This is a genomic window from Megamonas rupellensis DSM 19944, from assembly GCF_000378365.1.
Lineage (GTDB): Bacteria > Bacillota > Negativicutes > Selenomonadales > Selenomonadaceae > Megamonas > Megamonas funiformis.
In genome coordinates this window covers 41,382-54,999 of record NZ_KB899566.1, presented here as the reverse complement: position 1 = coordinate 54,999, position 13,618 = coordinate 41,382, and the positions used below count along the sequence as shown (strand labels likewise).

Genomic DNA, 13,618 nt, shown 5'->3' with positions numbered 1-13,618 from the left:
CTTTTTTTTATGAAAAGAGGGTCTTTTATGGAATTAAATACAAATAAGAAAACTAACTATAGGTGGATTGTATGTGGTTTTTTATGGGTAGCAGTTGCTGTAAACTATGTTGATAGGACTGCATTATCAGCAGCAACACCTATTATTATGAAAGAATTTAATATTGATGGTACAGAAATGGGTATTATCATGGCAGCTTTTTTCTGGGCATATGCTTTGTTACAAGTTCCTATGGGATATATTGCTGATAAATTTGGACAACGTATAGTATATTCAATAGCTGTTGCATGGTGGTCAATTGCTCAAATGTGCATTGCAGTATGTAGTTCTTTATTTGGTTTTGTTACAGCTCGACTATTTCTTGGTGTAGGTGAAGCTGGTTCTTATCCATGTAATGTTGGTGTTGTTTCTAAATGGTTTCCAAAACATGAGCGTTCTAGGGCTACTGCCATTTTTGATAGTGCTTCTAAATTTGGTAATGCTTTTGCAATGCCGGTAGTTGTTGGTCTTATTACTATGTTTACATGGCATGCACCATTTTTAATTTTTGGGGCTATTGGTATTGTTTGGGCTATTTTATGGTGGTTTTTCTATAATGATCCACGTAAATCTAAATATACAAATAAAGCAGAAGTGGCTTATATTGAACAAGATGGATCTGCTGTAATTGAAGATGTAAATTGCAAGTCAACAATGAAATGGTACCAATTGTTAAAATATAGAAATGTTCAAGCAATGTGTTTAGGATTCTTTATTTTGAATTATATTTTATACTTTTTTATTACATGGTTTCCAACATATCTTGTAGAAGAACGTGGTATGCAATTTTCTCAAATGGGTATGGCTGCTTCAGTACCATTTATTGCAGCAGTTTGTGGTTCTCTTATTGCAGGTATATTAGCAGATAAACTTTTAATGAAAGGTTGGTCTGTAACAAAAACTCGTAAAACTTTATTAGTAATTGGTATATTATTAGCAACTTCTGTAGGTTTTGCAGCATTTGTAGAATCAAATGTAATTGTAATTGCTTTATTGGCAGTAGCTAATTTTGGATGTGCTGTTACTGGTGCTATGCAATGGTGTTTAGCAAGTGATGTTGCTCCTAAAAATATGAGCTCTCAATTGGCAGGAATTCAGAATTGTGTAGCAAATTTTGGAGGAGTAGCAAGTCCAATTGTAGCAGGGGCTATTTTATCTGCAACTAATTCATTTCAGATTGCTTTATATACTTATGGTATTACAGCTGTAATTGGTGCACTTATTTATGGATGTTATTTAGGAAAAATTGAACAAATAAAAGTACCTGAAAAGTAAAATTCATAATAAAATAGGAGCTTATAGAAAGGCATTTCTATAAGCTCCTATTTTTATTTATATATTTATGATAAAATAATTTTAATTAAGTAAATGAGGAGTGGTTTTATGACTACATCATTAGTTAATATAACAATAAACAAAATATTAAATTTAATAAAAAATGAAAATCTTAAACCAAATGATAAATTGCCAACAGTTGAAGAATTATCAACGAAATATAATGTAGGTAGAAGTACTATAAGAGAAGCTCTAAAAGTATTAGCTACTCAAAATATAATAACAATAAAACAAGGTTCAGGAACATTTATTTCAGAACAACAAGGTATGAGTAAAGATCCTTTAGGGTTAGAATATATTAGTGATGATATAAATATAATTTTTGATATGGTAACGTTACGTTTGATTTTTGAACCAGAAATGGCAGCAATGGCAGCGCAATTTGCAACAAGAAAAGATATTCAATATATAAAGGATTGTTGCTATGAGGTGGAAAATTTAATAAATGAGGGAAAAGATTACTATAAAGAAGATGCAAATTTTCATGTAGCTATAGCTAAAGCTAGTGGAAATAGTATAATTCACAAAATTACGCAAGTAATACATTCTTCAATAAAAAAGAATATTTTTATGACAGATAATACTTTATGTAAAGATACAATTGTTTTTCATAAAAGAATAATTGATTGTATTGAAAATGGAGATATAAGTGGAGCTAAATATGCAATGATAAATCATTTAGATGCACAACGAAGATTTTTAATAGATAATTACAAATATAAATTGACAAGAAAACAACTATAATTTAAAATGATGAGCTATAATTATTGTATCTTTAAGCAATAAAGACCTAAATAAATTTATTATAAATTTATTTAGGTCTTTATTATTTTGATATATTATTATTCAAAATAATCAGGATAAATAGTTTTTAATTCTTCAATATCACCAATAACTTTATTAATATGTTCAGTTATTATTTTATTACCTAAAACAGAATCATGATTTAAAATAGCTTCTACTATTTGTTGATGTTGAGTAAATAATAAATCAATTTCATTATTTTTAGAATGTAAATCTAAGACTCGGGAACGTATATAATTTAAATTAGTATTTTGCATTAACTGCCAAATATTAGGTTTTTCACATCCGGAAAAGATGATAGAATGCATTCCATTATCTAATTCAAAAAAGCGACTATAATTTTTTATTTTTACACAAGTTGATTGTTCTTCTAAGCAATCTATGATTTTTTGTTGATATTCAGGGGGAAACTTTTCACAGGCTAATTTCATAACTGCTTGTTCAAGTGTAACACGTAAAAATCTAAATTCAGCAATTTGAGAAGTGTTTATTTTAGAAATATAAGTTCCTCTTTGAGGAAGTACTTCTAATAGTTGTTCTTGAGATAGTCGAATAAAAGCTTCTCGGACTGGTGTTCTACTTATAGATAAAGTATCAGAAATTTCTTTTTCAGATATTTTATCTCCAGGTTTTAGCTTTAATTTTAATATGTTTTCACGTAAGGTACGATAAGCATATTCACGTACAGATTCATTTTCTTTAAATAGAGATAAAGTTAATGTTGTCATAAAAAATCCTCACAATATAAGTAATATATAATTACAGTAATATGTATGTTTTTTATTATAACAGATGAATTTAATTAATAATAGTATAGAATTGTTTATTGATTTTGAAATTTTTTTATAATAATACTTGAAATTGATATACTTGTATGGTAGTATATAAGTAATAAAAGACAGAAAATTTAAAACTAATGATTTATTTTAAATAAAAAATAAGGAGATTAGATAACATGAGAATGACTTTTCGTTGGTATGGTAAGAAAGATGATAAAATCACATTACAACAAATTCAACAAATCCCAGGTATGGATGGAATTGTAGGAGCTTTATTTGATGTACCAGTAGGGGAAGTATGGCCATTAGAAGATTTATTATCAATAAAAGAAGATGCTAATAAATATAATTTAGATTTTAAAGATATCGAAAGTATAAATGTTCATGAAGATATTAAATTAGGGTTACCATCAAGAGATAAATATATAGAAAATTATATTATATCTTTAAGAAATGCAGCTAAAGCAGGTATTAAAGTAGTTTGTTATAATTTTATGCCTATTTTTGATTGGACAAGAACAGATTTAGCATTACCTTTATATGATGGTTCTACAGCTTTAGCATACGATTATCGTTTAATAGCTGGAAAAAGTCCTCAAGATATGGCAAGAGAAATATTAGATAATTCTAATGGTTTTGTACTTCCAGGTTGGGAACCAGATAGATTAGAAGAACTATCAAAATTATTTGAACAATATGAAGGTATGGATGAAGATAGATTAAGAAAAAATTTAGAGTATTTCTTAAAAGCTGTTGTACCTGTAGCAGAAGAATGTAATATTAAAATGGGAATTCATCCAGATGATCCACCAATTTCTGTATTTGGTTTACCTAGAATTGTAAAAAATGAAGAAGATTTAGATAAAATTGTTAATATGGTAGATAGTGAAAGTAATGGATTAACCATTTGTACAGGTTCTTTAGGATCTAATTTAAAAAATGATATTCCACATATTATTCGTAAATTTGGTGCTAAAAAAAGAATTGCATTTATGCATGTAAGAAATATTCAAGTACATGAACCTTGGGTGTTTAACGAAGTAGCACATAAATCTAAACATGGGTCTTTAGATATGTTTGAAATTATGAAAGCATTATATGATGTAGATTTTGATGGACCAATTAGACCAGATCATGGACGAATGATTTGGAATGAAGAAGGTAGACCAGGATATGGTTTATATGATAGAGCATTGGGTGCAAATTATCTTTGTGGTCTTTGGGATTCGATTAATAGAATATACGGTGCAAAATAGAATTTAAAATATGATAACTATAGGGATTTTAGACAAATCTCTATAGTTATTTATAAAATAGAAAGGTGAAATGAAATGAAAGCAGCAGTTGTTTATGGTATAAATGATTTAAGATTAGAAGAAATAGAGAAACCACAAATTGAAAGAGATGATCAAATTTTAGTAAAAATAAAAGCAGTAGGAATATGTGGCTCAGATATACATATACTTCATGGTGCAAATCCATTTGCTACTTATCCGAGAATTATGGGGCATGAAATGGTCGGAGAAGTGGAAGCAGTAGGTGATAATGTTAAAAATATAGCGATTGGCGATCATATTGTAGTAGAACCGATTACTTACTGTGGAAAATGTTATGCTTGTAGAAAAGGAATGCCTAATGTTTGCCAACAATTAAAGGTATCGGGAGTTCATGTAGATGGTGGTATGAGGGAATATATAGTAATTGCTGAAAAACAGGCGCATAAAATAAAAAAAGATATTCCATGGACTACAGCTGTTTTAGCAGAGCCATATACGATTGCAGGAAATGTAACAACAAGAACAAATATTAGTGCAGGAGATAAAGTCGTTATACAAGGTGCAGGTCCTATTGGAATTACTATATTACGTATGGCAAAAGTAAAGGGAGCAACAGTTTTAGTTACTGATATGGTTGATGAAAAATTAGCTTTTGCTAAAGAAAATGGTGCTGATATGGTGGTAAATCCAAGTAAAGAAAATTTAATTGAGGCTGTAAAAACATGGACTGATGAAGAAATGGCTAATGTGGTAATTGATGCAGCTTGTACACCTAAAACTTTTGAAATATGTTTTGATTTAGTTTCCATTGCAGGAACAATTGGTGTATTAGGAATGAATGAAAAGCCATCAAACATACCACAAATTCATTTTATGAAAAAACAATTAACAGTAGTTGGTTCAAGATTACAGGCTTATCAGTTTGCTCCAGTAATTAGATTAATGGAAGCTGGTTATTTGAATGATGATGCACTTGTTACACATAAATTTAAATTTTCAGATATTAAAGAAGCTTTTAAATTAATAGAAGAAAATCCAGAAAAAGTAAAAAAAGCAGTACTTATTTTCGAATAAGAAAGGATAATATAGGTGAATTATGAATGATATAGCAAAAAAACGAAAAATAATAATGATTTTATTATTTGCTTGTGGTGTAATCAATTATTTAGACCGTTCAGCACTTTCAATATCAGCAGGACATATTGCTGGAGAATTTGCGTTATCTAGTTCAGAAATGGGTATAATTTTTTCAGCTTTTTCCGTAGGTTATGCGTTATTTAATTTGGTTGGTGGTATGGCAGCTGATAAATTTGGACCAAAAGATACTTTATTAGTAGCTGTAATAGTTTGGTCATTGTTTAGTGGTGCACTCATTTTTGCTGTAGGGTTTTTAAGCATTTTAATTATTAGAATAATTTTTGGTATGGCAGAAGGTCCATTATCAACAACAATGAATAAAACTATTGATTTATGGTATCCTGACAATAAAAAAACATCTGTAATGGGAATTTGTTCTAGTGGTACTCCACTAGGAGCTGCTATTTCTGGACCAATTGTTGGTTATATTACTTTAAATGTGGGTTGGAGAGAATCTTTTATTGTAATAACTTTAATTGGTTTAGTTTGGGCTTTAATCTGGTATAAAATGGTTGATAAAAAACCTGCTAAAGTATCAGAAGAATTTAATCAAAAAGCAGAAGAAAAAATTTCTACCACTAAAATCAGAGTAACTTTAAGAAAAGGTTTTTATTTAAAAAGACCTACTATCATTTTTACTGCTTTAGCTTTTTTCGCCTATAATTATATTTTATTTTTCTTTTTAACATGGTTTCCATCTTATTTACAAAAAGGTTTAGGTATAGGTCTGGAAGAAGTGAGTTTAATTAGTGTAATTCCATGGACTTTTGGTTTTGTAGCTATTGCAATTGGAGGAATTATATCTGATAAAATTACTGATTCTAGAGAGTGGAAAGATCCATTAACTCCAAAACGATTGGTCTTAGGTATTTGTTTACTTATATCTGGAGGTGCTGTTATTGTAGCAGCAAATACAACTAATTTTATTTTGATTATAGCAATGATTACTGTATCAGTATTTGCTTTATATTTTACTGGTGGTATTTATTGGGGTGTAGTAAATGATATTGTAGATAGTAGTAATGTGGGGTCTATTGGTGGAGCAATGCATGCTGTAGGTAATTGCGCCGGTATTTTAGGTCCTGCTATTACAGGTTTTATTGTTCAGGCAACTGATTCATTTATACCTGCATTTATTTTAGCCGGAACGATTGGAGTTCTAGGTGCTTTAGGTGCGTTAATTAATGTTAAAAAATTGAATATTAGTGAATCAGAAATTGCATTGAATAAAAAATAATGTAATCAAAAAATGAATGTCGTTAAGGCATTCATTTTTTCTAATTAAAAGAAAGGATTTTTCAAATGTATTTTAATGAAGAATGTTTAACGTCACAAGAATTAGTAAATAAAACAAATATAAAATTACCTTTATTTAATAGAAGACAAGTTAAAGAAAATACTAAAAAAAATCCTAAATGGATTCATTTTGGACCAGGAAATATTTTTCGTGCTTTTATAGCTAATTTACAACAATCCTTATTAGATAGGGGAGAAGATGATTGTGGTATTATCGCAGTAGCACCAAATAATAGTGAAATAATAGATAAAATATATCGACCACATGATAATTTAAGCTTATTAGTGACTATGAATGCTGACGGAAGTAATGAAAAAAAGATTATTGCTAGTATTACTGAAAGTTTAACTTGCGATATGCAAAATAAAGTGGATTGGGAAAGGATAGAGAGTATTTGTATAGCAGGAAGTTTACAAATAATGAGTTTTACAATTACTGAAAAAGGTTATAAGTTAAAAAAAGATAATGGGGAATATCTAGAGTCTGTAAAACAAGATTTACAAATGGGACCAAGCCAAGTAAAAAGTTTTATGGGGAAGATTACTTCATTATTGTATAAGCGCTATTTAAATGGAGCAAAACCAGTATCTTTAGTTAGTATGGATAACTGTTCACATAATGGGATAGTATTGCATGATGCAATATTAGATATTGCTAAAATTTGGATAGATAGAAATTTAGTAAAAAGAGAATTTCAACAATATCTTGAAAAAAATATAACATATCCATGTACAATGATTGATAAAATCACACCATATCCTTCAGAAAAAATACAAGAAGAATTGAAACAAGATGGTTTTAATGATATGGATTTTGTTGTTAGTAGCAGAGGAAGCAAATATGCACCATTTGTAAATGCAGAGAAAACAGAATATCTTGTTGTTGAAGATTCTTTTATTAATGGTCGTCCAGCATTAGAAAAAACAGGTGTGATTTTTACTGATCGAGCTACAGTAGATAAAGTGGAAAAAATGAAAGTATGTACTTGCTTAAATCCCTTACATACAGCATTGGCTATTTTTGGCTGTTTATTAGGTTATACCTCTATTTCTAGTGAGATGAATAGTCCATTATTAAGAAAATTAGTAGAAAAAATTGGTTATGATGAAGGTATGAAAGTAGTAATAGATCCAGGTGTAATTTCACCAAAAGAATTTATTGAAAAGTGTATAAATGAACGTTTTCCTAATTCAGCAATTCCAGATACACCACAACGTATAGCTTGTGATACATCACAAAAAGTAGCTATTCGTTTTGGCGAAACAATTAAAGCATATATGAAATCTAATACTTTAAAATCAGAAGATTTAGTATATATACCATTGACAATAGCTGCTTGGTGTAGATATTTATTAGGAATAGATGATAAAGGAAATGAATTTTCTATAAGCCCTGATCCATTATTAGAAGTACTACAAAGTAAATTAGGAAATATAAATTTGGGAGATAAAATAAATGTCCATAATATATTAGAAGATATATTAAGTGATAGTAAAATTTTTGGTGTAAATTTATATGATGCTGGTATTGGAGAAAAAATAGAAGGATATTTTCTTGAAATGATTTCTAAAAAAAATGGAGTAGAAATTACTTTAAATAAATATTTAAAATAGAAATATTTATTGATAAACTAGTTTAGTATAAAATTTTTATATTAAACTAGTTTATTTTTTTTTGATATTAATAAATTATCTATATAATATAAATAATTTCAAAAAATAAACTTTTAGTAATAACGTTGACTACTTTAACTAGTATGGTATAATTACACTTTGTAAATAAGTATAGAGGTGAAATAGATGAATTTAATATTAATATTTTGTAGTTTTATCTCAGTTTTTTCGGGTATAATTTTTTTTGCAATTACAGGAGATTTGCTAATGATATTTATACCAGGTATAGTTAATTTCTTAGGATTAAGTATAGTGGGTATAATTTATAAATTATTAGTAAAAAATGAAAAAAAGGAAAAATATTCTTCATATTATAGCATACATACGCCATTATGATATTATAAATAAAAAGCACGCAAATCTATAGAATTTGCGTGCTTTCTATATTTAAAGATATTAAAGTTTAATTTGTTTATCTTTGTAGATATCTAATTGAGCTTGTTCTTGAGTTAAGATTTTATCAGCAAGAGCAAGTTGCATATCTACTTGGCTATAAGATGTTCCACCATAGGAATTGCGGTTTTTAACGCAAGTTTCTGGTGCAATAGCTTCATAGATATCTTCTTCAAATAAATCAGACATCTGTTTGAATTCGTCCATAGTTAAGTCTTCAAGCCATTTGTTATTTTCAATGCAGTAATGAACAGCATGACCAGATACACTATGAGCTTTTCTAAATGGCATACCTTTTTTTACAAGATAATCAGCAAGGTCAGTAGCATTAGAGAAGTCTTCACGAACAGCTTTAAGCATTACATCTTTTCTAACTTTCATGCCACGGATTAATTGAGCATATACAGCAAGGCTGAATTTGATAGTATCAATAGCGTCAAATAAACCTTCTTTATCTTCTTGTAAATCTTTATTATAAGCAAGAGGTAAACCTTTTACAGTTGTGAGCATAGCCATCAAATGACCAATTACACGACCTGTTTTACCGCGAACAAGTTCGGATACGTCAGGATTTTTTTTCTGTGGCATCATACTAGAACCAGTGCAATGAGCATCATCTAATTCTACGAAAGAGAATTCACGAGAGCACCAGAAGATGATTTCTTCGCTGATACGGCTTAAGTGAATCATGAGAATAGAAGCTGCGGATAAAAATTCCATGATGTAATCTCTATCACTTACAGCATCTAAGCTGTTTGCATAAATAGCATCAAAATTGAGCTGTTTAGCAACGAATTCACGATCAATAGGGAAAGTTGTACCAGCAAGAGCACCAGCACCAAGTGGCATAATATCACAGCGTTCATAAACACCTTTGAAACGGGAGAAGTCACGGCTGAGCATGGAGAAATATGCCATCATATGATGAGAGAATAAAATAGGCTGTGCACGTTGAAGGTGAGTATAACCAGGCATGATTACATCTTTGTATTTTGTAGCTGTTTCAGTTAAAGCAGTCTGTAATTCTTTGATTAAATTAATAACTTCAACTGTTTCACGACGTACATACATATGGGTATCAAGTGCTACTTGGTCATTACGGCTTCTAGCAGTGTGAAGACGACCGCCAGCTTCACCGATAGCTTCTGTAAGACGTTTTTCAATATTCATATGAATATCTTCCAGGTCAACAGAAAAATTAAAATCACCTTGTTCAATTTTAGCTAAAATATTTTTTAAGCCGGAGATGATATTATTTTTATCTTCTTCAGTCAAAATACCAACTTTGCAAAGCATGGTAGCATGAGCTATGCTACCAGCTATATCTTCATGATACATGCGTTTGTCAAAGTTAATAGAAGCCTGAAATTCATTGATCATTTCATCTGTAGATTTGGCGAATCTACCGCCCCACATTTGTTCAGCCATTATTTTAAACCTGCTTGTTCTTTCATTAATGCACGAACTTTGAGTGGAAGACCAAAGAGATTGATGAATCCAGTAGCATCTGCTTGGTTGTAAACATCGTCTTCTTCAAATGTTACGAATTCTTGGCTGTAGAGGGAGTATGGAGATTTTGCACCAGCTGGGCAAATATTACCTTTATAAAGTTTAAGTTTAACAGTACCAGTAACTGTTTCTTGAGTTGCATCAACGAATGCTGCAAGAGCTTCACGAAGTTGGGAGAACCACATACCATCATAAACGAGTTCAGCATATTTGATAGCAACTGTTTCTTTGTAATGAAGAGTTTGACGGTCAAGGCAAAGATATTCAAGTTCTTGATGAGCAGCATATAAGATAGCTCCGCCTGGGTTTTCATATACGCCACGGGATTTCATACCAACAAGACGGTTTTCTACGATATCTGTGATACCTACACCATTTTTAGCACCGATTTCATTTAATTTTTCAAGAAGTGCAACAGGAGCAAGTTTTTCACCGTTTACAGCAACAGGAATACCTTTTTCAAAGTCAATTGTTACATATTCAGCTTCATCAGGAGCATTTTCAGGAGCTTTGCTGATTAAGTACATGCTATTTTTTGGAGCGTTCCAAGGATCTTCAAGGTCAGAACCTTCATGGCTTAAGTGCCAGATATTTCTATCCATAGAATAAGTTTTGTTTTCTGTAGCGATTGGAATACCATGTTTTTCAGCATAAGCAATTTCTTGTTCACGAGAACGAAGTTCCCATTCACGCCATGGAGCGATTAATTTGATGTTTGGAGCAAGAGCTTTTACAGAAAGTTCGAAACGAACCTGGTCATTACCTTTACCAGTAGCACCGTGAGCAATAGCGTCAGCGCCTTCTTCTTTAGCGATTTCAACAAGGCGTTTTGCGATGAGTGGACGAGCAAAGGAAGTACCTAAAAGATATTTACCTTCATAAACAGCGCTAGCTTTTAAAGTTGGGAATACATAGTTTTCTACGAAGTCTTCTGTTAAATGTTCAATATAAACTTTAGAAGCACCAGATTTTAAAGCTTTGTCATGAACAACATTTAATTCGTCACCCTGTCCGATATCAGCACAAACAGCGATAACTTCGCAACCATTATAGTTTTCTTTGAGCCATGGAATGATAACGGAAGTATCAAGACCACCAGAGTAAGCAAGAACTACTTTTTTAATATTTTCCATTTAAATTACAACTCCTTAAATTACGATTTTTAAATAGTCATATTTATGTATGGCTATTAGATATATTAACAGATTTATCAGCCCATTAAAAGAGCCATAATTGCTTTTTGTGTGTGAAGACGATTTTCTGCTTCATCAAAAATAACATTTGCATTCTTTTCAAGAACATCTTCAGCGATTTCTTCACCGCGATGAGCAGGAAGACAATGCATTACGATAGCGCGTTTATCAGCTACGCTGAGAAGTTCATTATTGATTTGATAATCTTTGAAGATTTTTACACGTTCATCATGTTCAGCTTCTTGTCCCATGCTTGCCCAAACATCAGTATATAAAATATCTGCATCTTTAGCAGCTTCAAATGGGTCATTTAAGATTTCGATAGTAGAACCAGATTGTGCAGCATCAAGTTTAGCATTAGCTACTACTTGAGCATTTGGTTCATAGCCTTTTGGACTAGCACTAGCAAAGTTCATACCGACTTTAGCACAAGCATACATTAAGGAATGAGTCATATTGTTACCATCGCCGATATAAGCCATTTTCAAGCCTTTTAAATCTTTGCCTTTATGTTCTTGAGCTGTTAAAAGGTCTGTGAGTGCTTGGCAAGGGTGAAGTAAGTCTGTGAGTGCGTTGATTACAGGAATGCTAGCATATTGAGCGAATTCTTCAACAATCTCATGACTGAAAGTACGAATCATTACACCATCAAGATAACGAGAAAGAACACGAGCAGTATCTTTAATTGGTTCGCCACGACCGATTTGAAGGTCACGGTTGGATAAGAATAATGCTTGTCCGCCTAATTGATACATACCAACTTCAAAGGAAACACGAGTACGAGTAGAAGATTTTTCAAAAATCATACCGAGAGTTTTACCTTTTAAAATGTGATGTTCAATACCAGCTTTTTGTTTAGCTTTTAATTCATGAGCTAAATTTAAAATTTCCATAACTTCATCAGAAGTTAAATCATGTATAGATAATAAATCTTTGCCTTTTAGCATGAATATTTCCTCCTCGTTAAGTTTTAAGCGTATTTTGGTAATACTTTATCTAAAACAGAAATTAATTCGTCAACATGAGCTTTTGTGATATTAAGTGGTGGTACAAAGCGAAGTACATTGCCAGCAGTGCAGTTGATGATTGCACCATAATCTAAACATTCGTTGGCAATTTCACGGCCAGGACGAGTAAGTTCCATGCCTAAAATTAAACCACGTCCACGAACTTCTTTGATTAAATTTGGATATTTTGCTTTGTATTCTTCAAATTTAGATTGAAGATAAGCACCGATTTCTTTGGCATTTTCCATGAGATTGCCATCAATTAAAGCGTCTAAAACAACGCAAGCAGCTGCACAAGCAAGAGGATTACCACCGAATGTAGAACCATGGTCTCCAGCGTGGAATGCATTAGCAACTTTGTCTGTAGCCATGAAAGCACCGATTGGTACACCACCAGCTAAGCCTTTAGCGAGTGTTACAATATCTGGTTTTACACCAAATTGTTGACAACCAAAGAATGTACCAGTACGACCCATACCGCATTGAACTTCATCGAAGATTAAAACGGCATTGTATTTGTCGCATAAAGCACGTACTTTTGGTAAATAATCTGGATCAGGAACATGAACGCCACCTTCACCTTGGATAGCTTCAAGCATTACAGCACAAGTTTTATCACTCATTTTTGCTTCAAGTGCTTGAATATCATTGTATGGTACATAGTCAAAACCAGCAGGTAATGGACCAAAGCCATGATGATAATGATCTTGACCTGTAGCAGTCAATGTAGCAAGTGTACGTCCATGGAAACTATGAAGCGCAGAGATTATTTGAATTTTTTCTGGGTTAATATTAGTTGCGTATTTACGAGCAAGTTTGATAGCACCTTCATTAGCTTCTGCACCGGAATTTCCGAAGAAGACTTTATCCATGCCACTTAATTTTTTGAGTTTTTCTGCTGCTTCAACTTGAACTTCAGTGTAATAAAGATTGGAGCAATGAATCATTTTGCTAGCTTGTTGAGAAACTGCTTCAACGAGTGGTTTATAATTATGACCAACTACATTTACGGCAATGCCAGCTAAAAAGTCGATATATTTTTTACCTTTTGTATCATAAACATATGGACCATCGCCATGGTCTAAAACTATATTATAACGAGCAAAGACAGGCAAATAATCGCTTTTGTCTTTGGCGAATATTTCTTCATTAGTTAACATATAAATTCTCCTTTT

General features: G+C 31.4%; 11 protein-coding genes. 6 read left to right on the top strand and 5 right to left on the bottom strand.

Annotated elements, in window-relative coordinates; translation table 11 throughout:
* Positions 1-27: 27 nt before the first annotated feature.
* A complete protein-coding gene (locus tag F553_RS0100390; RefSeq protein WP_008538924.1) occupies positions 28-1,314 on the top strand; it encodes an MFS transporter in 1,287 nt (428 codons plus the stop codon).
* A gap of 108 nt (positions 1,315-1,422) precedes the next feature.
* Complete coding sequence (locus tag F553_RS0100385; RefSeq protein WP_008538922.1) at positions 1,423-2,118, top strand: FadR/GntR family transcriptional regulator; 696 nt, start codon at positions 1,423-1,425, stop codon at positions 2,116-2,118.
* 98 nt (positions 2,119-2,216) lie between these two features.
* Here F553_RS0100385 and F553_RS0100380 read toward each other — a convergent pair whose 3' ends face one another.
* Positions 2,217-2,906, bottom strand: a complete 690-nt coding sequence (locus tag F553_RS0100380) for a GntR family transcriptional regulator (protein WP_008538921.1) — start codon at positions 2,904-2,906, stop codon at positions 2,217-2,219.
* Positions 2,907-3,133: 227 nt separating this feature from the next.
* On the opposite strand from F553_RS0100380, the gene uxuA reads away from it, so the two are divergent.
* The 4 genes from uxuA (at position 3,134) to F553_RS0100360 (ending at position 8,281) form a co-directional block, all read left to right on the top strand.
* Positions 3,134-4,213: a mannonate dehydratase gene (gene uxuA / locus F553_RS0100375; protein WP_008538920.1), complete on the top strand. Its 1,080-nt coding sequence runs from the start codon at positions 3,134-3,136 to the stop codon at positions 4,211-4,213.
* 75 nt (positions 4,214-4,288) lie between these two features.
* Positions 4,289-5,308, top strand: coding sequence for a zinc-binding alcohol dehydrogenase family protein (locus F553_RS0100370; RefSeq protein WP_018998547.1), 1,020 nt, complete (start codon positions 4,289-4,291; stop codon positions 5,306-5,308).
* A gap of 22 nt (positions 5,309-5,330) precedes the next feature.
* Complete coding sequence (locus tag F553_RS0100365; RefSeq protein ID WP_008538918.1) at positions 5,331-6,608, top strand: MFS transporter; 1,278 nt, start codon at positions 5,331-5,333, stop codon at positions 6,606-6,608.
* A 65-nt stretch (positions 6,609-6,673) separates the two neighbouring features.
* Positions 6,674-8,281 (top strand): mannitol dehydrogenase family protein, encoded by a 1,608-nt coding sequence (locus F553_RS0100360; protein ID WP_018998546.1) that lies wholly within the window; start codon positions 6,674-6,676, stop codon positions 8,279-8,281.
* A gap of 456 nt (positions 8,282-8,737) precedes the next feature.
* Here the strand turns inward: F553_RS0100360 and argH are convergent, their stop codons facing one another.
* The 4 genes from argH to F553_RS0100335 all read right to left on the bottom strand — a co-directional run bounded on the left by argH (position 8,738) and on the right by F553_RS0100335 (position 13,603).
* Positions 8,738-10,162, bottom strand: a complete 1,425-nt coding sequence (gene argH / locus F553_RS0100350; protein ID WP_018998544.1) for an argininosuccinate lyase — start codon at positions 10,160-10,162, stop codon at positions 8,738-8,740.
* Positions 10,162-11,376, bottom strand: a complete 1,215-nt coding sequence (locus tag F553_RS0100345; RefSeq protein WP_018998543.1) for an argininosuccinate synthase — start codon at positions 11,374-11,376, stop codon at positions 10,162-10,164. Before F553_RS0100345 ends, argH begins: the two co-directional genes overlap by 1 nt.
* A 77-nt stretch (positions 11,377-11,453) precedes the next feature.
* On the bottom strand, positions 11,454-12,383 hold the full coding sequence (argF, locus tag F553_RS0100340; RefSeq protein WP_018998542.1) for an ornithine carbamoyltransferase: 930 nt from the start codon (positions 12,381-12,383) through the stop codon (positions 11,454-11,456).
* A 23-nt stretch (positions 12,384-12,406) separates the two neighbouring features.
* Positions 12,407-13,603 carry an aspartate aminotransferase family protein gene (locus F553_RS0100335; RefSeq protein ID WP_018998541.1) on the bottom strand — a complete coding sequence of 399 codons (1,197 nt, stop codon included), beginning with the start codon at positions 13,601-13,603 and terminating at the stop codon, positions 12,407-12,409.
* Positions 13,604-13,618 lie beyond the last annotated feature (15 nt).

Excerpts from the sequence above, each read along its gene's own strand:
- F553_RS0100390 (WP_008538924.1), top strand. The coding sequence starts at position 28 with ATGGAATTAAATACAAATAAGAAAACTAACTATAGGTGGATTGTATGT.
- F553_RS0100385 (WP_008538922.1), top strand. The coding sequence starts at position 1,423 with ATGACTACATCATTAGTTAATATAACAATAAACAAAATATTAAATTTA.
- F553_RS0100380 (WP_008538921.1), bottom strand. The coding sequence starts at position 2,906 with ATGACAACATTAACTTTATCTCTATTTAAAGAAAATGAATCTGTACGT.
- uxuA (WP_008538920.1), top strand. The coding sequence starts at position 3,134 with ATGAGAATGACTTTTCGTTGGTATGGTAAGAAAGATGATAAAATCACA.
- F553_RS0100370 (WP_018998547.1), top strand. The coding sequence starts at position 4,289 with ATGAAAGCAGCAGTTGTTTATGGTATAAATGATTTAAGATTAGAAGAA.
- F553_RS0100365 (WP_008538918.1), top strand. The coding sequence starts at position 5,331 with ATGAATGATATAGCAAAAAAACGAAAAATAATAATGATTTTATTATTT.
- F553_RS0100360 (WP_018998546.1), top strand. The coding sequence starts at position 6,674 with ATGTATTTTAATGAAGAATGTTTAACGTCACAAGAATTAGTAAATAAA.
- argH (WP_018998544.1), bottom strand. The coding sequence starts at position 10,162 with ATGGCTGAACAAATGTGGGGCGGTAGATTCGCCAAATCTACAGATGAA.
- F553_RS0100345 (WP_018998543.1), bottom strand. The coding sequence starts at position 11,376 with ATGGAAAATATTAAAAAAGTAGTTCTTGCTTACTCTGGTGGTCTTGAT.
- argF (WP_018998542.1), bottom strand. The coding sequence starts at position 12,383 with ATGCTAAAAGGCAAAGATTTATTATCTATACATGATTTAACTTCTGAT.
- F553_RS0100335 (WP_018998541.1), bottom strand. The coding sequence starts at position 13,603 with ATGTTAACTAATGAAGAAATATTCGCCAAAGACAAAAGCGATTATTTG.